Consider the following 20,474-nt stretch of genomic DNA (forward strand, 5'->3'; position numbering starts at 1 on the left):
TTATTATTTATGTTTTTAACAACTAAACTGTATTTGCGTTAGTTCACAAATGGTAGACACACTATTTCGAGTTGCAAAGTTACGCTATTTATTTGATTATTCCAAATTTTCTGCAAATCTTTACAGTTAAATAACATCAATTATTATTATTTCTTCTCTAGAATGTCGTATTTTTGCAATTATTTTGTTACTTTTGCAGCGACTTTTGGTCATGTAGAAAAAGAATAAAAAATAGCAAACAAGATAAATATACAACAATGAAAGTCGGATTATTCGTCCCTTGTTATGTGGATGCCCTTTACCCTGAAGCGGGTGTGGCTACATACAAGTTGCTTAAGCATTACGGACTAGACGTGGGTTATCCCGAAAAACAGACTTGCTGCGGCCAGCCAATGGCTAATGCCGGTTTTCAGTACAAGTCGGAGAAGGTCATAGAGACATTTGATGAGCTGTTCAAGGATTACGATTACATCGTAGCTCCTTCTGCATCATGTGCTGCTTACGTGAAGGTGTATTACCCTAAGATTCTTGAGGGTAAGCACGAGTGTGTTTCCTCTAAAAAGATTATGGACGTTGTGGAGTTCCTTCACGATGTGCTGAAGGTTGATCATGTGCCTGGCAAATTCCCGCATGAGGTCAGTGTGCACAACAGTTGCCATGGTGTGCGCGAGCTTGGATTGTCGTCTCCTTCTGAGCGACACATCAAGCCATTCAATAAGATTATCGACCTGTTGAATATGGTGGAAGGTATTACCATCCACGAACCGGAGCGCAAGGATGAGTGCTGCGGATTCGGTGGTATGTTCTCTATCGAGGAGCCTGCCGTTTCTACCCGTATGGGCGAGGACAAGATCAAGCGTCACATGGCTACGGGTGCCGAATATGTTACCGGACCGGATTCTTCCTGCCTGATGCATATGGCTGGTATTGCCAAGAAGGAGAATATGCCGATCAAGTTTATCCATGTTGTTCAAATTTTAGCTGCAGGACTATGAGTACAGAACATTCCAAAAGAGCTGCGAAGTTTACGCAGAACGTAGAGAAGACCACCTGGCACGATGCTACCTTCTGGTCTGTTCGTCAGAAGAGAGATAAGATGGCGCAGGAACTTCCTGAGTGGGAAGACCTCCGCGAGCATGCGTCTGAAATCAAGATGCACACCATCACCCATCTTGCCGATTACCTCGATATGTTTTCCAAGAACCTGGAGAGCCGTGGGGTGAAGGTGCACTGGGCAAAGGATGCACAGGAGTTCAACGAGATTGTGCTCGGTATCCTGAAGGATCATAACGTGAAGAAGATGGTGAAGTCGAAGTCGATGCTCACCGAGGAGTGCGAGATGAATCCTTATCTGGAGCAGCACGGCATTGACGTGGTGGAGACCGACCTGGGTGAGCGTATCATCCAGCTTCTGGGTCAGAAGCCTAGCCATATCGTGATGCCTGCCATCCACCTGAAGCGTGAGGAAGTGGGAAAGATGTTCGAGGAGAAGGGAATCTCCAAGGAAATCGGAAACTACGATCCTACTTACCTGACCCGCTGTGCCCGTCATCATCTCCGAGACCAGTTTATGGAAGCTGGAGCAGGTATGACCGGCTGTAACTTCGGTGTGGCTGCTACCGGCGATTGTGTGGTCTGCACCAACGAGGGTAATGCCGATATGACCACTTCCATGCCTAAGCTCCATATCGTAGCGATGGGTATCGAGAAGCTGGTTCCTGACTATAAGTCACTGGCTGTATTCCAGCGCCTGCTCTGCCGCTGTGGAACCGGTCAGCCTACCACTACCTATACTTCTCATTTCCGTCAGGCTCGTCCGGTTGCTGAGATGCATGTGGTTCTGGTGGATAATGGCAGAAGCGATATTCTCGCCGACAAGGACCACTGGCAGACCTTGAAGTGCATGCGCTGCGGAGCCTGCATGAACACCTGTCCGGTTTATCGCCGTTCGGGCGGTTACAGTTACACCTATTTCATTCCGGGTCCTATCGGTGTGAACCTGGGTATGCTGAAGAATCCGCAGAAGTACAGCGATAACGTATCGGCATGTACCTTGTGCTTGTCTTGCGACAATGTATGTCCTTCCAAGGTGGGCCCTGGTTCTCAGATTTACGCTTGGCGCCAGAGCCTGGACAAGTTGGGCAAGGCAGATTCTGTGAAGAAGGCGATGTCGAATGGTATGAAATATCTCTTCGATCGTCCTGCGCTCTACACTACCGCCCTGAAGTTTGCTCCGCTTGTCAATCTGGTTCCAGAGTGCTGCACGCACTTCAGCCACTGGAATGCCTGGGGTATCGGTCACGCCATGCCTGAGTTTGCAAAGAAGAGTTTCCATCAGCTTTGGAAAGAAGGAAAGGTGAAGTGATTTAAGTGAAGAGTGAAGAACGAAGAGTGAAGAATTCAACGGCTTTACTGATTATAAAGTTCAAAGTTCAAATTTCAATGAATAAAGAAGATTTCCTGAACAAGTTGCGTAAGAATACGCACGTTCAATTCGATATGCCTGCCGTAGATGTCAAGGGAATCCAATATGAGGATACCTTGAAGCAGTTTATTGAGATGACTGAGTCTGTGGGTGGACACGTGATAGAGGCGAAGGAAGGCGAGAGCCTGGATGAGCTGGTGAAGAAGGCTTATCCGGAAGCCAAGGTCTTTGCTTCTCATCTGCCTGAGATTACCATCGCGCAGAAGAATCCTGATACCGTGGCTGAGGCCAACGACCTGAATGGTACCGATGTGGGTATTGTTCGTGGTGAAGTGGGCGTGGCTGAGAACGGTTGCGTCTGGATTCCTCAGACCATGAAGGAGAAAGCGGTGCTTTTCATCTCGGAATATCTTGTGATTTTCCTCGAAAAATCCAAGATTGTGAACAATATGCATGAGGCTTATGCCCGTATTGAGATGGATCCGAAGTATAATTTCGGTACTTTCATCAGTGGCCCTTCCAAGACTGCCGATATTGAGCAGGCATTGGTTATGGGTGCGCAGGCTGCTCGTGGTGTGACAGTTATACTCTTGTAAGAGGCAGAATGCTGCATTTATAAATAAAGTATAATAGTAGGTAAGTATGCAAAAAACAGGTGTTAACTGTTAACCTGTTAACTCTATAGACAAATCCCGAAGTTCCTGATGTGGAATTTCGGGATTTATATTTTCTTATAATCTCCATTCATACGTATCATAAACCACTCCTCTTCCTCCGAAACCTTCCTTCTGGTGGATGAGGTTGGCATTGAGGTAGTTTCCTCTGTCTTCGGTCGATTTACCGAAGTCGATGAATGGGGCGTTCCATTTCTTCTGGTTGATGACGTAATCGAAGAGCAGGTCCAGGGCTCCCTCTTCCTTCCCCTTTTCTGAAGCTCCGATGTATTGGGTGTGTATTACTTGTGGAGTGATGAAGAGGATGGTTCCTGCAATGACTTCCTCGTCCTTGAGAACAGAATAGCCGATGATGTTTTCCGGAAAACGGCTCATCAGAAGCTGCAGTTCCTCGTTGCTGTGTACGGGACGGGTATGATATTTCTGCTGCAGATTGTTGTTGAGGATGTTCCAGAAGGCAAGTACATCTTCGGGGGTACTTTGTCTGATGATGAGCTGGTTTCTCTTTGCCTTTCTGATTCCTCTTCTTCTCTGTTCAGAGAATCTGAGCTTGTTCTGCAGCGGAATGGTGGTGGATATTTCCCTGGTGCTGAGGCTAGCCTTGCCTGTGTGGATAAGGGCATAGAGATCTTCCTCGGATGGAATCTTGTGATAAATCCAAGGGATTGCCTTATAGGTGAGTTTCGAAAAGCCTTCCTGCTTCAGATAGTTTCCGATGGCTTCGAAGGTTTCGCAGGTAAGCGCTGCTGTCATCTTGTTGCAGGTGAGCAGACCGCCATACGTAAGTCCCTGATGGGAAACCAGTTCTTTTAGAGAAATCTCAATGTCAGAATCAGAACCCACCTTATTGCCGGAAGCAGAAACCACCTCGTTGGCTGGCAGCAGGGCATAGAGCTTGTCCTTATAATAAATCATCAGGGAATGGTCGTGAAATCGGTCCTGATGATAATCCATATAGTTTCTATCAAACAGGAAGGTTCCCTGTCGGGATTGCTTTACGAATTCATTCCAAGTCTGATGGTTTTCTGGGGTGTATCTTTTGACAGTTATCATTCCTGTAGTGGATTAAATAGGATTCTCGGATTATCTCTTTCGGGAAGAGATGTAATCCAGGAACTCTTCATATTCATATAGATAATCATCGGCATCGTAAGGCTCTGAGGCGAGTACAAGGCAGACAGCTCCTGGCGAGAAGTTGTCGAGGGTACGCCAGATTTCCGTATCAAGAAACAAGCCTTGGTCGGGACGGGTCAGATGGTATTGCTTCTTCTCGTGTCCATCGTCCAGATTGACCGTAAAGGAGCCTTTGGCAGCAATGATTACCTGTCGGAGCTGCTTGTGAGCATGTCCACCCCGGTTTTCTCCCTGAGGCACTCCATATATCCAGTAGGCCCGTTTCACCCGGAAGGGAATCTGCTGCTTCTTGTCGTCAATAGATACGAATTCACCGGTAGAAGTTGTTTCCAGGGGTAGATCGATGATTTTTCCGATTTCTTTCATTCGTCTAAGGAAATAATAGATACAGAAAACAGAAGTTTTCCCATTTCCTGTACCTATTATATATTATATGTATTGTTTATTTCTTCATATATGGGTCGGTACCCAATACGGTCTTTGCCAGGCGCTTTGCCTTGTCGCGGAGCTGGTTGAGGTCATCGCCCTTCTCGCCGTAGCAGAGAACGACACCCATGCGGCGACCCACGTGAGCCTCTGGCTTACCGAAGATGCGGATGCGGGTGTGGTCTTCCTTCAGGGCATCGAGCATGTTGTAGTTCAATGGCTCTGTGCTCTCTTCCGGTGAGAGGATGACGGCAGAACAGCCTACGTGCTCCAGGTGGATTCCGGCGATAGGCAAGCCCATCACGGCACGGAAGTGGAGCTCAAACTCGCTCAGGTTGGTAGTGTGACCGAGAGTAACCATACCTGTATCGTGTGGACGAGGACTCAGCTCAGAGAAGATAACCTCTCCCTGCTTGCTCAGGAAGAACTCTACGCCCCAGAGGCCGGCACCGGTCAAAGCCTTGGTCACTTCGCCTGCGATGTGCTCAGCCTTCTTCAACGCCTCCTCAGGAATCTGGAATGGCTGCCAGCTCTCTCGGTAGTCACCGCCTTTCTGTACATGGCCGATAGGTGGGCAGAAGAGGGTAGGACCATTCTTCTGGGTGATGGTGAGGAGGGTGAACTCTGAATCGAAGTCGATGAATTCCTCGATGATAACTTCCTTCACGTCACCGCGACCTTCTTCCATTGCCTCCTTGTAAGCCTCCTTCAGCTCATCGTCGTTGTGAACATAGCTCTGTCCATGACCGCTTGAACTCATCAGAGGCTTCACTACGCATGGGAAGCCGATTTCGTCGGCTGCGTTCTTGAACTCCTCGAAGGTCTTTGCGTAGAAATACTTGGCTGTGCGCAGACCCAGTTCCTTGGCAGCCAGGTCGCGGATGGCACGGCGGTTCATGGTGTAGTTCACGGCACGGGCAGAAGGTACAATCTGAATGCCCTCCTTCTCGAAGTCGAAGAGTCGCTCGGTGCGGATAGCTTCAATCTCAGGCACGATGATGTCTGGGTGATGTTTCTCTACCACTGCGGTCAATGCGTCGCCATCGAGCATTGAGAACACTTCTCGCTCGTCGGCTACCTGCATGGCTGGTGCATTGTCATACTTGTCGCAAGCGATGACGTACTGTCCTGCTCGCTTTGCGGCGATGGTAAACTCTTTGCCCAGTTCGCCTGAGCCCAAAAGCATAATCTTCTTCATTATATTATAAGTTAAATTTCTTTCTGATGAATTCTGCGATAAACTTGGCTGTCTCTTCGATTCCCAGATGGCTGCTGTTGATGCAGAGGTCGTAGCTTTCGCTGTGGCCCCACTTCTTACCTGTATAGTAATCGTAGTAAGAGGCGCGCTGCTCCTCGTGGCTTTCGATAAACTTGCGAGCGGAAGCTCTGTCGATGTCCTTTCGCTTGCAGACTGCCTTGATGCGGTCGTTGATATTGGCTGTGATGAAGATGTTGATTACATTCTTGTAGTCACGGAGCACATAATCGGCGGTTCTGCCCACGAAAACGCAGTTGCCCTGATCGGCAGCCTTCTTGATGGCGTCGCTCTGGAATTTATATAAGCCTTCCTGTGAGAAGTCGTTATGATAAAAGTTGTTATCGCTAAGGAATGGCAGATGAGTATGGAAGAGAGACTTGAAGAATCCCTTCTGCTCATCGTTCTGCTCGAAGAATTTCTCGGAGAATCCGCTCTCCTTGGCTGCCAGGTTCAGCAGCTCACGGTCGTAGCATTTGCAACCGAATTCTTCCGCCAGCTTCTCGGCGATGATATGGCCGCCACTACCTATCTGGCGACCCACGTTTATGATAATCTTGGTCATAAGTATAAAATTTTAGCTGTTAACTGTTAACTGTTAACTTTCATGTTTTCTCTATGTTGTCTTTTCAACTTGTTCATGTACCACACCATCACGATGGCAGCGATGACTGCGGCCGAGAAGTCGGAGATAGGCATACTGTACCATACACCGTCAATATCCCATATCATCGGCAGGAAAGCCAGGAGCGGCAGGAGAATGAGCAACTGTCTCGAGAGCGAGAGGAAGATGCTTATCTTCACCTTTCCGATGCACTGGAAGAAGTTGGTGATAACCATCTGGAAACCGATGACCGGGAAGCAGAACATCACCACTCTGATTGCCTTGATGCCCAGGTCTATCAGCTGCTTATCGGTCGTGAACATTCTTGCGCAGTAGTAAGGCAGGAACATCGCTATCAGCCATCCTACCACCATGATGGCGGTGGCGGCAATGATGCTCAGGTTCAGTACGCGCATCAGTCGGTCCAGTTTCTGGGCTCCATAGTTGTAGCCTGCAATAGGCTGCATTCCCTGGTTAACGCCGAACACAAACATCACGAACACCATCGCAATACCGTTGGCTATTCCGTAGGCACCCACAGAGAGGTCGCCTCCGAATCTTACCAGCTGGTTGTTGATGAAGATAACGATGATGCAGGCGCATACGTTCATCAGGAAGGGCGAAATGCCGATGGCAAGTATATTATCCACGAGTTTTCTCTTCAGTTTGTAGATGCCTTTCTTGAAGTGGAGCAGCTCATTCTTGTTGCTGAAGAGCTTGAACTGCCACATCATAGCCATCAGCTGCGATAGGATGGTGGCGATGGCGGCGCCCTGTATTCCCCATTTGAACACGAGGATGAAGAGGGCATCCAGTATCACGTTCATCACCACCGTGAAGATGGTGGCGTACATTGCCTGCTTGGGCTTGCTCGCCGCCCTGAGCAGGGCGTTCATGCCGAAATACATGTGGCTCACCACATTGCCCAGCAGGATGATGACCATGTACTCGTGGGCATAGACGAGTGTCTGGTCGCTGGCTCCGAAGAATCTCAGGATAGGGTCGAGGAAGAGCAGACAGATGATGCTCAGTCCGATACCGATGATGAGATTCAGTGAAATCGTGTTACCCAGAATGTTTTGCGCCGTGGTATAATCCTTTTGTCCCAACTTCACGCTGATGGCTGTAGACGCTCCTACGCCCACACCGGCTCCGAAGGCAGCGGTGAGGTTCATGAAGGGGAAGGTGATGGCAAGTCCTGAGATGGCCATGGCTCCCACACCCTGACCGATGAATACTCGGTCTACGATGTTGTAGAGCGAAGAGGCTGTCATGGCAATCATAGCAGGCAAGGCGTATTGAACCAGCAGCTTGCCCACAGGCTTGGTACCTAATTCTAATGTCGCTTGTTTATTTTCCATTTATATCTGTTTTTTGCCTCATAGCCCATCGCCTGCTGCTTTCAGAAAGCAGCAGCGTCGACTACTTGTCTGCAAAAGTACAAAAAATATCTGATACCTTATTATACATATAAGAAAAACTTGCATTTACTGATAAAAACTTCCCTTTTCTTTTGGAGTTTTCGTACAAATTCTGTACTTTTGCACTTTAGAATAAACAATAACAATAAACAATGACAGCCGGCGAATCAAGCCGGATTGACCTATAATGATGAAAAAATATTTAATGCTATATGCATTCTTAATGACCACCCTTTCATTGCTGGCTCATGATGACAGGGTTACAAATTTTGAGCAGATGATGCGGTTGCCTCGCATCACGGAGACTGATATGGTGTCTTTCCCTGGTGGCAAGTGCATGATGTATCGTCTCTATCTCAAGGATAAGGATCTGATGAATACGCCTTATTCCGTAGAGCGTCCGGAGGAGTTTCTCTCTTCCCGTTCCATAGAGCGCCGCAAGCGTCAGGGGCTTCCCGTCGACGTGACCGACCTGCCCGTAGCTCCTGCCTATCTCAAGGCCGTAAGCGATGCGGGCATTGAGATTGTGGGCAAGAGCAAGTGGAACAATACTCTGCTGGTCCGCATCCACAAGGAGAAGGAACTGCGGAAACTGGAGGGATTGGATTTCATCACCCAGACCCGGAAGGTCTTTGAGGCGCCCGATTCCGTTACCCAGCGTGTGCGTTCTTCTGTTAGAAAGGGAAATAACGACTGGACGAGCGATGCTTCCGGCGAATACGGTGCGGCTAAGGATCAGCTGAAAGCCCTGAATGGCGAGAAACTCCATGCCAATGCCTATCGGGGCAAGGGCTTGATGATAGCTGTCTTTGACGGTGGATTCATGAATGTGGATAAGATTCCGGCGCTTCATGGCATTCATCTGGCAGGCATCCGTGATTTCGTGGTGCCTGAATCCAAGAATGTCTTCGCTGAGATGGAGCATGGAACGATGGTCCTCTCTACGATGGCTGCCAATCTGCCTGAAGTTTATATCGGTGTGGCTCCGGATGCGCAGTATCTGCTGGTGCGTTGCGAGGACGAGCGCACGGAGAGTCTTGCCGAGGAGGATTACTGGGCTGAGGCTGCGGAATATGCTGACAGCTGCGGTGTGGATATTATCAATTCCTCCCTGGGTTATCATGGTTTTGATGATACGAAGATGAATCATCATTATTATGAGCAGGATGGAAATACTGCCCTTATCTCGCGTTCGGCTTCAATGTGTGCCGATAAGGGAATCGTCTGCGTCAACTCTGCCGGAAACGACGGTATGGGCAGTTGGAAGAAGATTAATTTCCCTGCCGATGCAAAGGATATTCTTACCGTAGGAAGCATCAACGAAATGGGGATGAATGCGGCTTTCAGTGCCGTAGGACCTACGGCTGACGGAAGAATCAAGCCTGATGTGATGGCGTATGGTAGTCCTACTGCGGTGATTACGGGCAGGGGAAGCATCATCAATGATAACGGTACTTCGTTCTCCTCTCCGCTGATTGCGGGCATGGTGGCCTGTCTCTGGCAGGCGCTCCCCCACAAGACTGCCAAGCAGATTATCAAGCTCGTGAGATTGGCTGGCAACAACCAGCAGCACCCCGATAATGTCTTCGGCTACGGTGTTCCTGATTTCTGGAAAGCTTATCAAACGGGGAAAGCGATTAAGTAGGCACGGAGAAAAAATAAGGCACTGAGAAGAAAGAATAAGGCACTGAGAAGAAAGAATAAGGCACGGAGAAAAAATAAAGCACGGAGAACAGAATAAGGCACGGATTACACGGATTACACGGAGGCTCGCGCCCTTGTTCTCTGATAAAAAATCCGTGTAATCCGTGTAATCCGTGCCTAAAAAAAATCCCGTGCCTAAAAAAATCCCGTGCCTAAAAAAATCCCGTGCCTAAAAAAAAATCCCGTGCCTAAAAAAAAATCCCGTGCCTAAAAAAAATCCCGTGCCTAAAAAAATCCCGTGCCCCAAAAAATAATTCAGTGCCAAAAATATAAGAGTATGAAGCAAAGATTGTCTCTCTATGAATTAAACTCGATAGTCAGCGAAATCATTTCGATGTCCTTGCCCGACAGCTATTGGGTGGAAGCGGAACTCTCTGAGGCTCGCGAGGGCTATGGTGGGCACTGCTATCTGGAGCTCATCGAAAAGGACGAGCGCTCCAATACGCCGATAGCCAAGGCGCACGCCGCCTGCTGGCGAAACCGATGGATGCTCATCAAGCCGAACTTCGAACGGATCACCGGACAGCGCATCCATGCTGGCATGAAGGTGCTGCTCAAGGTTCATGCCCAGTTTCATGAGAACTACGGCTTCTCATGGATTGTAGACGACATCGACCCCAACTATACGATGGGAGATATGGCGCGCAAGCGGTTGGAAATCATCAATACGCTGAAGGCTGAGGGCGTTTTCGAACTCCAGAAGGAGCTGGTGCTCCCGATGTTCTGCCAGCGCATCGCCGTCATTTCGAGTGCCACGGCTGCCGGATATGGCGATTTCTGCAATCAGCTTGCCGATAACGACTATGGCTTGCAGTTCACCACCCGTCTCTTTCCTGCCACGATGCAGGGCGAAGGTGTGGAGCAGAGTGTCATCGCAGCCCTGGACTGCATCAATGCCGAATGGGAGGAGTTCGATTGCGTGGTCATCATCCGAGGTGGAGGAGCCACCAGCGACCTTTCCGGTTTCGATACTCTGGCGCTTGCCGAGAATGTGGCGAATTTCCCGCTGCCTATCATCACGGGAATTGGACATGAGAGGGATGAGAGTGTGCTTGATATGATTTCCTTCCAGCGTGTGAAGACGCCTACGGCTGCCGCTGCCTTCCTCATCAATCATCTTACCGAGGTCTATGCCCGGGTGATGAATGCGCAGGAGGCTATCGTGCAGAACGTGAAGCACCGGCTGCAGGTGGAGAAGATGAGACTTGAAAGGTTGAGCAACACCATTCCGGTTCAGTTCTCGCTGGTAAAGACGCGGCAGGGGGCTTATCTCGACCGTCTGATGAGTCGTCTCAGTTCGAATGTCCAGTCGAAAGTATCGAATGCCCAGCGCAAGTTGGAGATTCTCTCGCAGAACATCCAGCCGGTATTGGAAAGAAAAATGCTCAACGAGAGTCATCGTCTGCAGCTCCTCTCTCAGCGCATTCAGGCGCAGGACCCCGAGTTGTTGCTGAAACGTGGCTACAGCATCACGCTGAAAGATGGCAAGAGCATCCGTTCTGCCTCAGAACTGAAGAGTGGCGATATCATTGAAACGAGGTTCGCCGAGGGCAATGTGAAGTCGGAAGTGCAAAATATCCACTGTTAACTGTTAACCTGTTAACTCCAAACAAAATTAAATTATGGCAAAAGAAGAAATGAAATATGAGCAAGCCGTAAGAGAGCTTGAGCAGATTGTAGAAAGAATGGAGAATGATGAGCTCGATATCGACCAGCTCTCCGAGCAGTTGAAGCGTGCCAAGACCCTGGTGAAACTCTGCAAGGACAAACTCACCAAGACCGATGAGGAAATCAAGAAGCTCCTTAGCGAAGATTGATTTCCCCTCTCACCAGTTTCGGCGGATTTCAAATCCGCAAAGAAATAGGTCGAACCTTTTTTTTGTCTGCGGATTTCAAATCCGCAGGAACGCCTACGGAGGATTGAAGCCCCCGCTTGTTTCGGCGGATTTGTAATCCGCCGCCGTACAGGTAACTATTGCGGATTTGTAATCCGCTAAAAGGACCGGCGCAAGAATAAAATAGCCCATAAATTTGGTAAAATTATGCCTTAATATGGCAGAAATGAATAAAATGATAACGTTTTCACTAAAAAGATTGCAAAATAGTTGCAGATTAATAGAATATTTTGTACTTTTGCATTCAAAATATTAGTAGAACATTAAAAATATAGATGTTATGAAAGACTTAGATTGGTCTAATTTGTCATTTGGCTATCGCCAGACTGACTACAATGTTCGCTGTTACTATCGCGACGGCAAATGGGGCGAAATAGAAGTTTGCTCTGATGAGTATTTGAAATTGCACATGGCTGCAACCTGCTTGCACTATGGTCAGGAGGCTTTCGAGGGCTTGAAGGCTTATCGTTGCCCAGACGGCAAGGTGCGCGTGTTCCGCATGGACGAGAACGCTAAGCGCTTGCAGAGCACATGTCGTGGCATTCTGATGCCAGAGGTGCCTACAGAAATGTTCGAGGAAATGGTTAAAAAGGTGGTCCGCCTCAACCAGGAGTGGATTCCTACCTATGAGAGCGGTGCTACGCTCTATATCCGTCCGCTGCTCATCGGTACAAGTGCTCAGGTGGGCGTGCATCCTTCTAAAGAGTATTGCTTCCTCATCTTCGTAACTCCAGTGGGTCCATACTTCAAGGGTGGATTCTCTACCAACCCATACGTCATCATCCGTGATTTCGACCGCTCTGCTCCTCTCGGAACAGGTATCTATAAGGTGGGTGGAAACTATGCTGCTTCCCTCAGAGCCAACAATATTGCTCACGAGAAGGGTTATGCCTGCGAGTTCTATCTCGACGCCAAGGAGAAGAAATACATGGATGAGTGTGGTGCTGCCAACTTCTTCGGTATCAAGAACAATACATACGTTACTCCTAAGAGTACATCCATCCTCCCATCTATCACCAACAAGAGCTTGATGCAGCTGGCTGAGGATCTCGGTATGAAGGTTGAGCGCCGTCAGATTCCTGAGGATGAGCTGGATACCTTCGAGGAGGCTGGTGCATGCGGTACAGCTGCCGTAATCAGTCCTATCAGCTACATTGACGACTTGGATACTGGCAAGCGCTACAACTTCGGTGAGAAGCCAGGTCCTATCTCTAAGCACCTCTATGATACCCTCCGTGGAATCCAGTATGGTACCATCGAGGACAAGCACGGTTGGACAACCGTAGTTATTGAGTAAAAACCAATAAGAGATAATATTTCGTTCAGAGCACTTTGAGGAGTTTTCGCTTCTTGGAGTGCTTTTTTTTCTGCCTTTTTCATCCATTTTCTTGCGAGTTTCATAAAATAATCGTAACTTTGCCCACAGAAATATAACTTCTTAAAAGAAAGGAAAGATTATGCAGACAACTATCAATATATCATTGGATGTGCCTCAGACTTATCAGTTGGAAACATTGAAGCAGGAGTTGACGGAGTATGCTAAGAAATTAGTAGCTAAAGCTAAGCCTAAGGCAAAGATTGCAAGAAAGCAATATGCTCATGATGCCTTATGCGGTATTATGAAGACTGATATGAAGACAGATAAGTCGGATAAGGAATTAATAGAGGAGTATCTAGAAGAAAAATATCAAATCTGACAACGATGAAAGTCTTTTTAGATACTAATATTTTTATCGAATACACCACGTGCCGTAAGCAATTCAGATGGGTACGAGATGTTTTTGATGCTATAGAAGATGAAATTATTTCTGCTGTAGCTTCTGTTGGAGGTATGTACACAAATGCATATCTTGTTACTCTTTATTTTAAAGAGCATGGTATTCATAGGCCTGAGCAGACAGAGAGAGTCAGACAGACGCTTTTAGCGTTTTTGCAGTTGGCTCCTACTGTAGATTGTTCAGCAGAAACAGTTCAAGAAGCTATCAATGACGAGCGCTTTACCGACATAGAGGATAGTTTTCAGTATCATTGTGCCTTGCAGAATGATTGTGATGTTCTGTTGACTATCAACATCAAAGATTATAAAAACGTATTAGGACAAAGACCGGAAGTTTTGACTCCTGAGGAATTTGTTGAGAAGTATCTCGAATAAAATACCATAGCCTTTCAGCATTCCCCCTTGCTGAGAGGCTTTTTCTTTTTAAGGCAAGAGAGGTGGTTAACAGAGTTAACAGTTAACAGCTGTTTTTTCCTACCTCCCCCTCGCGTACCTTATATAATAATAAATATATATATACTTATTTTTATATGTGTAGGGGTGGGGGTATGCATTTTTCGGGTGTTAACTGTTAACCCTGTTAACCCTGCCCCTCTTTCGTGCTTACTCTATGCTTCCTGATGGTCAACTCATAGAGATGGGAGGGAAGAAACTATGAGTTCGTATATTTAATGTATTTTTGCCTTTATTATTGCTTGGTAAGCAGGAACGGAAGCGCTGTTTAACCGTCTCTTATGTAGAGCCTTAGCCATCATTTATGGCAAGACCTGGTCATCATTTGTGGCAAGCCTAGACCATAAAAGAAGCCCCTGCTTTGAAGCAGAGGCTTGTATTTATCTCGATACTGGGAATACATAATATTCTCTATCCACATCAAAATCCACTACCCACTGGTCGATAATCACGTTATCATCCAATGCCTTGATTTCGATGGTGTGGTTGCCGCTAGACAGCGTAACATAGAAATTCTTGAGGGATTGACCCCTCCAATGATCGAATTTCCATTCCTTTGAATTGAAAATTTCCTTCATCTGGCACACTACCGGCTCGGCACGATCTATGCTCACGCTTACCCTCATGTTCTTCACATTTTCCAGATAACTTGGTATTACAGCCAGCGTAAATCTCGCATCCCCGCTCTTTCTGCAATAGAAAGTATAGTTGAGCGTGGCTCCCTTAGGCAGTTTAACGGCCTTGTTGCTGTGTCCCAGGAGCGGAATCAACTTGATGCGCTCAGCGTCCTTTCCCTGGCTCTGAGGGGCGTTATAGCCCTTTTGCCACTCATAGGCATTCTTGGCGATGATGTCGTTGGTGTAGGTAGAGAGCGCGAGGAAATCGGTATTCCGGTTGAAGGCATCTGCCATCAGCGATTTGATTTCGTTGGCTCTGAGCGTGCCCGGCAGCTGCGGAGCCTGCATCTCTGAGGCTTTGTTGTCGATGAAGTTCGCCCATTTCCCCTTGCCAATCCTGGCGTAATAGGCATTGAGCTGCTTCAGCGTATTGTAGGCGTTGAGGCTGACGGCTGCTGCTGTCTTCGCTTCATCGTCCTTGTAGAAAAGTCCCGGACGGGCGATTTGGCGGGCTTCCTGCGCCTCTAATTCCTTCTCGGCGATAAGGGCTGCAGAGAAGATAGGATACTTCACAATCTCGAAGAAACCGTCTTTCTGACCGGCTGGCAGGGTACGCTCGATGGCTACAGCCTTCGCCTTCAGCTGTTCGAAATAGTAGAGATGGCGCTCCAGCTCATTGCCGAACTCTCCCGAATGGAATTCTGTATCGCCGTAAGGCATGATCATATAAGCCGGCTGGCGGATGCTGGTAAGGCGATAGTATTCTTCCATCAGAGGCGCGATTTTCTTGCCTGTAGCGGCTCCAAAAAGGTTGCTGAGCCAATTGTCCAGATAGCTCTTGCAATCCTTTGTCAGCGCGTTTTTATCCCATGCCAGATTCATCATCATCGACAGCTGAAGCGATGCTGTCAGCGGATTGGATATGTTGGCTATCCAGGCGCAATCCTCGTCGTTGTGGACTGCAGAGCGGTGCGATTTGTTGCGATGACCGTTCTTGGTCTCCAGGTAATCCCTGTTGTTCAGCATTTCGAGCAGCAGTCCCGGAGCCGTTTGTCCCATCTCCATCTGGCTGTTGTCGCAAACCATCTTCACGTTCTCGATGGTCTTTCTGCGCTTCTTCTTGTGCTTCTTGCCCGTCAGTTCCGTCACCTTGTAGTTGTCCGCCAGACAGATGTCAAAGCTGTCTACGACGGCTTTATTATAGGCAGCATCGTGCTTTCCGTCTACCTTCCAGAGGGTGTTGCATTTCAGTCTCAGCATCAGTCGTGCGATGCGGCTATAGTTCTTCGGGTTCATCCATTGGCTTCCGTTGAGCGCCAGTCCTCTGAATTCTATTCTCGGAATCTCCAGCCATTCCTGCTTGGAAGGGGTAGAGATGGAGCTGTGTGGCTGAGGCTGAAGGTCGTGCCACGCCATGAAGGGAGTGACGCCAGCCAGCTGAGACAGCTGCATGATGGCGTAGGCGGTGCCTCGGGCGTTGCTTCCTACCACGATGAGGCGGTTCTTCCTCACTCCGATGTAGAAGGCGTCCTTGGCGGTTATGAACTGATGCAGCGGAATCTTGAGTTTTTCAACAGCTGAAAATTCCTTGTTCGAAAGTAAATCGAGCTGATAAATCTGTATCGGAGCATTCGATTTCTCCCTAGCTTCTAAGCCGGTAACCGCTTTCATGTCGTTGGCAAACTCTCTGAGCGCTATTTTCACCACGGGTGCCTTTGTGGCGTTGATGGAGTAGGTCACTCTGCCGTTGCTGTCGGTCCAATAAACCTTTGGGGCAACGGCCTGTGCTTCTGTTTTCTTGCTTCTGTTTGAGGTTAGGGCATTGACAGGAAGGCAAGAGAAGCAGGCCAAGGTCAATGCAGCACCTATAATAATCTTTTTATAGTTCATTTCTTTGCGTTTTAAACGGGTTGGTCGTGGATAAGTGTGAAATCTCCACATTTCTCTAATCTGCAAAGATACATAAAAGTGTTTAATATCTGAAATTATTTAGTTTTTATTTGCTTATTACATTATTTATTGTTACTTTTGCACAAATAAACAGAAGAATTATGACATTATATCCGAAATTAATAGAAGAGGCTCTTGCTACGGTCATCTACCCGGGTACGAAGAAGAACCTCATCGAGAGCGAGATGCTGGCTGATACGCCTAGCATCAATGGTATGAAGGTGAAGGTGGTCTTGCTCTTCCCTCGTGATACTGATCCTTTCCTGAAGAGTACCGTGAAGGCGGCTGAGGCTGCCATCCATTATCATATCTCCAAGGAGGTTGAGGTTGAGATAGTTACTGAATTCAAGTCGGCTCCTCGTCCTGAGGTGGGCAAGATGCTGCCACAGGTGAAGAACGTCATCGCTGTAAGCTCCGGTAAGGGTGGAGTAGGCAAGAGTACCGTTTCTGCCAATCTCGCCATTGCCCTGGCTAAGCTGGGCTATAAGGTGGGTTTGCTCGATACTGATATCTTCGGTCCTTCCATGCCTAAGATGTTCGGTGTTGAGGAGGAGCGTCCTTATTCTGTTCACAAGGACGGAAGAGACCTCATCGAACCTATCGAGAAATATGGCGTTAAGCTCCTGAGTATCGGTTTCTTCGTAAGTCCTACCACGGCTACTTTGTGGCGTGGCGGTATGGCTTGCTCTGCCTTGAAGCAGTTGATTGCTGATGCTGACTGGGGCGAGTTGGATTACTTCATCCTTGATACTCCTCCTGGCACAAGCGATATTCATCTTACTCTGCTCCAGACGCTTGCCATCACGGGTGCGGTTATCGTAAGTACTCCTCAGCAGGTGGCTCTGGCTGATGCCCGTAAGGGTATTGACATGTATCAGAATGACAAGGTGAACGTGCCAATCCTCGGTCTTATCGAGAACATGGCTTACTTTACTCCTGCCGAGTTGCCTGAGAATAAGTATTATATCTTTGGTAAGGAGGGCTGCAAGAATCTTGCCAAGGAGATGAACGTGCCATTGCTTGCACAGATTCCTATCGTCCAGAGCATCTGCGAGGGTGGAGATGATGGTGCTCCTGCTGCAACCAAGGTTGATACCATCACCGGTCAGGCTTTCCTGAGCCTTGCCCAGAGCATCGTGACGGTGGTGAACCGCAGAAATGCCGAGAAGGCTCCAACCAAGATTGTAAGTACACACAAGTAGTAAATATCCTATTTGATAAGGGTATAAAATAAAAAGCTAGGATTGCCCTCAAGCAGTCCTAGCTTTATTTTTATCAGAGGAGTTAACAGGTTAACAGTTAACAGCTGTTTTTTGCATGGTCACCCCTGGCGTCCTGCCGGATTTGCAATCCGGCATTAAAAAATGTCCTAACCTATTTAGGCTCTGCGGATTTGCAATCCGCAGCAAAGGAGTATGCTTTACCTTATGTTGGGGGATTGTAAATCCCCGGTTTTAATAGGTCGAACTTTTTTTTACGGCGGATTTCAAATCCGCCGGGACGCCTGGCGGGGTTGCGCTCTTGACACACCCTCTTTTTTCTCAGGAGTTAACAGGTTAACAGTTAACAGTCGTTTTTTGCATGGTCACCCCCGAAATTATCCATTGTACATTATTCATTGTACATTATCCATTATCCATTCTCCACGATTTCTTCCGCCTCATCCTCTTCTTCTGCTACTTCAGCTGTAAGATTTGCCTTGAGTCTTGCAGAACGCAGTTGCTGCCTGAAAACCAGGCAGGTAGCCAGGAAATAGACGCCCGTCTGTATCCAGAGCGCCCTGAATTCCGGAAGAATATCAGCAAGAGATGCTCCCATACTGCTGATTCTGAGGAATCCCCGGATGCCGAAAGTGGATGGGAAAACCCACGAAAATCCTTGCCAAAAGCCCGGAATATTGCTCTGTGGCCATGAAATTCCCGTCATAAAAAGCAATGGAACGGAGGTAAATACCACCAGAAGCATCACGTTTTCACGATATTTTACCAGACATGACAGCATAAAACCGAAGAAAATGCACGATAGGATATAAGGCAAGAGGAAACCAAGAATGGTGGTCCACGTTACCATGCTGACAAATCCGAACAGTTTCGGAACTACCAGCGTAAGATACATTCCCATCACGGCATAAACCATGAAATAAACCATCGCCTTACCGAAAACGATGCGGAAAATACCGCCATAATGCTTGCTTACCGGTATCAGTTCGCGATTTCTGTTCGTTTCTCTTGATGTTCCTGCCGCCATTCCGATGCCCAACAGCATGGTTTGCTGCAGAATCAGCACCAGAACACCCGGAAGAATCGCATTTCCGTATCCCCCGGTTGTGTTGAAAATCGGAACCTCATCGAAAGCCAGCGGCTCGGTGGTAATCTCATCGTCTCTATCCGTGAATCCGCCACCTTTAGAAATCTGAATGCCCGAATTGATATGGCTTGCCACGCCCTGCGCCGTCTGATAAATTGCCTTATAGGTAAGCATCAGACTCATATCGCAATAAACGCCCACATGCGCCTGTTCGCCACGATTCAGCTTGGTGTCGAAATCGGAAGGAATATAGATGATTCCATGCACAGCCTGCTTCTGTACCAGCTGCTTCGCCTCATCAAGACTGTTGCAGTAATACGTTGCCTTGGCATCAGGAGAGGCATCGTAATCGCGGATAAACTCGCGGGAAGTATGGCTGTGGCTGAGGTCGACAATCGCCGTATCCACCTCTCTCACCACCTCGTTGTTGTAAATCCACGAGTAGAGCAGCGGATAGCCCAGCGGCACCAGGATACAGAAGATGAGCACACCCTCGTCACGGAACACATTGCGCATTTCCGTCTTCCAGATGAAGCACATGTCCCAGATACCATTGATAATCTTATATAGTAAACTACTTTTTAACATTGAACTCTTTAACTTTGAACATTGAACTTTATGATTCGTAAAGCTGTTGAATTCTTCGTTCTTCACTCTTCACTTTCCTACGGCAGGTACTTGTAAACCAGCATTGCCTTCTTGATGTTCCAGATAGTGAGCATTGGCAGGGCACAGAAGAGCACCATCGCACCCCAGTGCAATACTGCATCGCTCATCGGGAAACCATTGAAGATGTTCATCTGGTAAATCATGTAGTAATGGCGCATAGGGAAGAGCTGTCCGATGGCCTGGATAGGCGAATCCATGGCGAAGAGCGGATAGGTGGCTCCGCAGATGGAGAAACTAACCACGCCCCACAACGAACAGATACTCATCGACATACGGAGCGAAGGCATCAGTCCGAAGGCAAAAATGCCAAAGCACTGGCAGGATAATACGCTCAGAATGCCCAGCAGGATGATAGGCAGCGCACCGCCCGGATGAGGGAAATCCAGTACATGATAGATATAGAACTCGAACAGCAGGAAGATGCTCAGGAAGATGAGCGTCTGAGGAAGCATCTTGCCGGCGATGGCGAGATAAGGATTGTTGTTCGCCATTCGCATCCAGTCTTTTGCCCGGTTGAATTTCAACTCCGTTCCTATAGAATAAGGTGTAATCAGGAAGATGAACAGCATGATGAGTCCCGGCACCATCACCGTGGAGAGATAGTAGTTGTAGTTGGCATATGGATTGCCTATCATGTGCAAATCTACAGCAATAGGCTGCAGAAAGGTCATGATTTCATCATTCGTCTTTCCCAGTGCCGACAGCTTCGCCATTCCTGCCGCTGCTCCTCCCAGGGTAGAAATGGTCTTCAAGTCGCGGAAGAGCAGGGAGCCTGCCGCCAGCGACACGCTGCTGTAGTAGAAGGAAATCTTAGGCTGTTTCTGAGCCATCAATCCTGCCTCCGTTCCGTTAGGAATCACCAGGAAGGCATAGATTTCGTTCTTCTGGATAGCATGTCTTGCCTCAGCTATGTTCTCATAGTGAGCCACCACCTTGGTGGTCTGGAAAGCGTCGAGCTTATGCACCAGCTGGCGGGAGGTATGAGATTTGTCCTGGTCAACAATGCCCACAGGCATGTCGGTAGGCACACCTCCCTGCATCAGGGTAGTGAAGAAAATCACCACCACGATGGGGAAGATGACCATGCAGAAGAGATAGATAGGATTCTTCCACATGATGCCGCATTCTCTGAGGGCAATATGATATAATCTCTTGAACATAGA

18 protein-coding genes are annotated in these 20,474 nt (G+C 48.0%); 10 read left to right on the top strand and 8 right to left on the bottom strand.

From position 1 onward, the window contains the following. Window positions 1-257: 257 nt before the first annotated feature. The 3 genes from ACTQ16_RS12390 to ACTQ16_RS12400 all read left to right on the top strand — a co-directional run bounded on the left by ACTQ16_RS12390 (window position 258) and on the right by ACTQ16_RS12400 (window position 3,021). On the top strand, window positions 258-995 hold the full coding sequence (locus ACTQ16_RS12390; protein WP_441192463.1) for a (Fe-S)-binding protein: 738 nt from the start codon (window positions 258-260) through the stop codon (window positions 993-995). Further along, a complete protein-coding gene (locus ACTQ16_RS12395) occupies window positions 992-2,365 on the top strand; it encodes a lactate utilization protein B (protein ID WP_441937670.1) in 1,374 nt (457 codons plus the stop codon). The genes ACTQ16_RS12390 and ACTQ16_RS12395 overlap by 4 nt, the downstream gene beginning before the upstream one ends. A 77-nt stretch (window positions 2,366-2,442) precedes the next feature. Beyond that, a complete protein-coding gene (locus ACTQ16_RS12400) occupies window positions 2,443-3,021 on the top strand; it encodes a LutC/YkgG family protein (RefSeq protein ID WP_264950661.1) in 579 nt (192 codons plus the stop codon). Between the two features lie 135 nt (window positions 3,022-3,156). Here the strand turns inward: ACTQ16_RS12400 and ACTQ16_RS12405 are convergent, their stop codons facing one another. The 5 genes from ACTQ16_RS12405 to ACTQ16_RS12425 all read right to left on the bottom strand — a co-directional run bounded on the left by ACTQ16_RS12405 (window position 3,157) and on the right by ACTQ16_RS12425 (window position 7,879). Next, window positions 3,157-4,152 carry a GNAT family N-acetyltransferase gene (locus ACTQ16_RS12405; protein ID WP_295346417.1) on the bottom strand — a complete coding sequence of 332 codons (996 nt, stop codon included), beginning with the start codon at window positions 4,150-4,152 and terminating at the stop codon, window positions 3,157-3,159. Window positions 4,153-4,182: 30 nt separating this feature from the next. Then, window positions 4,183-4,599, bottom strand: coding sequence for a sugar 3,4-ketoisomerase (locus ACTQ16_RS12410; RefSeq protein ID WP_294971634.1), 417 nt, complete (start codon window positions 4,597-4,599; stop codon window positions 4,183-4,185). Window positions 4,600-4,675: 76 nt separating this feature from the next. Next, complete coding sequence (purT, locus tag ACTQ16_RS12415; protein ID WP_217761464.1) at window positions 4,676-5,857, bottom strand: formate-dependent phosphoribosylglycinamide formyltransferase; 1,182 nt, start codon at window positions 5,855-5,857, stop codon at window positions 4,676-4,678. Between the two features lie 4 nt (window positions 5,858-5,861). Then, window positions 5,862-6,479, bottom strand: coding sequence for a cytidylate kinase-like family protein (locus ACTQ16_RS12420; protein ID WP_295346419.1), 618 nt, complete (start codon window positions 6,477-6,479; stop codon window positions 5,862-5,864). A 26-nt stretch (window positions 6,480-6,505) separates the two neighbouring features. Further along, entirely contained in the window at window positions 6,506-7,879 is a 1,374-nt protein-coding gene (locus ACTQ16_RS12425) for an MATE family efflux transporter (RefSeq protein WP_441933149.1), read from the bottom strand. 247 nt (window positions 7,880-8,126) lie between these two features. On the opposite strand from ACTQ16_RS12425, the gene ACTQ16_RS12430 reads away from it, so the two are divergent. The 6 genes from ACTQ16_RS12430 (at window position 8,127) to ACTQ16_RS12455 (ending at window position 13,690) form a co-directional block, all read left to right on the top strand. Next, on the top strand, window positions 8,127-9,584 hold the full coding sequence (locus ACTQ16_RS12430; RefSeq protein WP_441937672.1) for a S8 family peptidase: 1,458 nt from the start codon (window positions 8,127-8,129) through the stop codon (window positions 9,582-9,584). Window positions 9,585-9,920: 336 nt separating this feature from the next. Next, window positions 9,921-11,231, top strand: a complete 1,311-nt coding sequence (gene xseA, locus ACTQ16_RS12435; RefSeq protein ID WP_294972287.1) for an exodeoxyribonuclease VII large subunit — start codon at window positions 9,921-9,923, stop codon at window positions 11,229-11,231. Window positions 11,232-11,265: 34 nt separating this feature from the next. Continuing rightward, complete coding sequence (gene xseB, locus ACTQ16_RS12440) at window positions 11,266-11,460, top strand: exodeoxyribonuclease VII small subunit (RefSeq protein ID WP_089544660.1); 195 nt, start codon at window positions 11,266-11,268, stop codon at window positions 11,458-11,460. Between the two features lie 358 nt (window positions 11,461-11,818). Further along, window positions 11,819-12,835 carry a branched-chain amino acid aminotransferase gene (locus tag ACTQ16_RS12445; RefSeq protein WP_153079366.1) on the top strand — a complete coding sequence of 339 codons (1,017 nt, stop codon included), beginning with the start codon at window positions 11,819-11,821 and terminating at the stop codon, window positions 12,833-12,835. 160 nt (window positions 12,836-12,995) lie between these two features. Continuing rightward, window positions 12,996-13,235, top strand: coding sequence for a hypothetical protein (locus ACTQ16_RS12450; protein WP_294972292.1), 240 nt, complete (start codon window positions 12,996-12,998; stop codon window positions 13,233-13,235). A gap of 5 nt (window positions 13,236-13,240) precedes the next feature. Further along, complete coding sequence (locus ACTQ16_RS12455) at window positions 13,241-13,690, top strand: PIN domain-containing protein (RefSeq protein ID WP_294972295.1); 450 nt, start codon at window positions 13,241-13,243, stop codon at window positions 13,688-13,690. 458 nt (window positions 13,691-14,148) lie between these two features. Here the strand turns inward: ACTQ16_RS12455 and ACTQ16_RS12460 are convergent, their stop codons facing one another. Next, the gene (locus ACTQ16_RS12460) at window positions 14,149-16,275 is read right to left on the bottom strand and encodes a glycosyl hydrolase 115 family protein (RefSeq protein ID WP_441937674.1); all 2,127 of its coding nucleotides are present in this window, start codon (window positions 16,273-16,275) and stop codon (window positions 14,149-14,151) included. Window positions 16,276-16,436: 161 nt separating this feature from the next. Between ACTQ16_RS12460 and ACTQ16_RS12465 the strand changes: the two genes are divergently transcribed. Then, the gene (locus ACTQ16_RS12465; RefSeq protein ID WP_441937676.1) at window positions 16,437-17,537 is read left to right on the top strand and encodes a P-loop NTPase; all 1,101 of its coding nucleotides are present in this window, start codon (window positions 16,437-16,439) and stop codon (window positions 17,535-17,537) included. Between the two features lie 430 nt (window positions 17,538-17,967). On the opposite strand, the gene ACTQ16_RS12470 is transcribed toward ACTQ16_RS12465, so the two are convergent. Both ACTQ16_RS12470 and ACTQ16_RS12475 read right to left on the bottom strand, forming a co-directional pair. Then, entirely contained in the window at window positions 17,968-19,230 is a 1,263-nt protein-coding gene (locus ACTQ16_RS12470; RefSeq protein WP_294971781.1) for an ABC transporter permease, read from the bottom strand. Window positions 19,231-19,307: 77 nt separating this feature from the next. Then, window positions 19,308-20,471 (bottom strand): ABC transporter permease, encoded by a 1,164-nt coding sequence (locus ACTQ16_RS12475; RefSeq protein ID WP_294971785.1) that lies wholly within the window; start codon window positions 20,469-20,471, stop codon window positions 19,308-19,310. Window positions 20,472-20,474 lie beyond the last annotated feature (3 nt).

Source organism: Prevotella sp. LCP21S3_D2 (assembly GCF_052118345.1).
Classification (GTDB): Bacteria; Bacteroidota; Bacteroidia; order Bacteroidales; family Bacteroidaceae; genus Prevotella.

Coding starts and splice junctions, on each gene's coding strand:
- xseB (WP_089544660.1), top strand. CDS start 11,266: ATGGCAAAAGAAGAAATGAAATATGAGCAAGCCGTAAGAGAGCTTGAG.
- ACTQ16_RS12460 (WP_441937674.1), bottom strand. CDS start 16,275: ATGAACTATAAAAAGATTATTATAGGTGCTGCATTGACCTTGGCCTGC.
- ACTQ16_RS12425 (WP_441933149.1), bottom strand. CDS start 7,879: ATGGAAAATAAACAAGCGACATTAGAATTAGGTACCAAGCCTGTGGGC.
- ACTQ16_RS12400 (WP_264950661.1), top strand. CDS start 2,443: ATGAATAAAGAAGATTTCCTGAACAAGTTGCGTAAGAATACGCACGTT.
- ACTQ16_RS12395 (WP_441937670.1), top strand. CDS start 992: ATGAGTACAGAACATTCCAAAAGAGCTGCGAAGTTTACGCAGAACGTA.
- ACTQ16_RS12450 (WP_294972292.1), top strand. CDS start 12,996: ATGCAGACAACTATCAATATATCATTGGATGTGCCTCAGACTTATCAG.
- ACTQ16_RS12475 (WP_294971785.1), bottom strand. CDS start 20,471: ATGTTCAAGAGATTATATCATATTGCCCTCAGAGAATGCGGCATCATG.
- ACTQ16_RS12420 (WP_295346419.1), bottom strand. CDS start 6,479: ATGACCAAGATTATCATAAACGTGGGTCGCCAGATAGGTAGTGGCGGC.
- ACTQ16_RS12445 (WP_153079366.1), top strand. CDS start 11,819: ATGAAAGACTTAGATTGGTCTAATTTGTCATTTGGCTATCGCCAGACT.
- ACTQ16_RS12405 (WP_295346417.1), bottom strand. CDS start 4,152: ATGATAACTGTCAAAAGATACACCCCAGAAAACCATCAGACTTGGAAT.
- ACTQ16_RS12470 (WP_294971781.1), bottom strand. CDS start 19,230: ATGTTAAAAAGTAGTTTACTATATAAGATTATCAATGGTATCTGGGAC.
- ACTQ16_RS12465 (WP_441937676.1), top strand. CDS start 16,437: ATGACATTATATCCGAAATTAATAGAAGAGGCTCTTGCTACGGTCATC.
- ACTQ16_RS12455 (WP_294972295.1), top strand. CDS start 13,241: ATGAAAGTCTTTTTAGATACTAATATTTTTATCGAATACACCACGTGC.
- ACTQ16_RS12430 (WP_441937672.1), top strand. CDS start 8,127: ATGATGAAAAAATATTTAATGCTATATGCATTCTTAATGACCACCCTT.
- ACTQ16_RS12390 (WP_441192463.1), top strand. CDS start 258: ATGAAAGTCGGATTATTCGTCCCTTGTTATGTGGATGCCCTTTACCCT.
- xseA (WP_294972287.1), top strand. CDS start 9,921: ATGAAGCAAAGATTGTCTCTCTATGAATTAAACTCGATAGTCAGCGAA.
- ACTQ16_RS12410 (WP_294971634.1), bottom strand. CDS start 4,599: ATGAAAGAAATCGGAAAAATCATCGATCTACCCCTGGAAACAACTTCT.
- purT (WP_217761464.1), bottom strand. CDS start 5,857: ATGAAGAAGATTATGCTTTTGGGCTCAGGCGAACTGGGCAAAGAGTTT.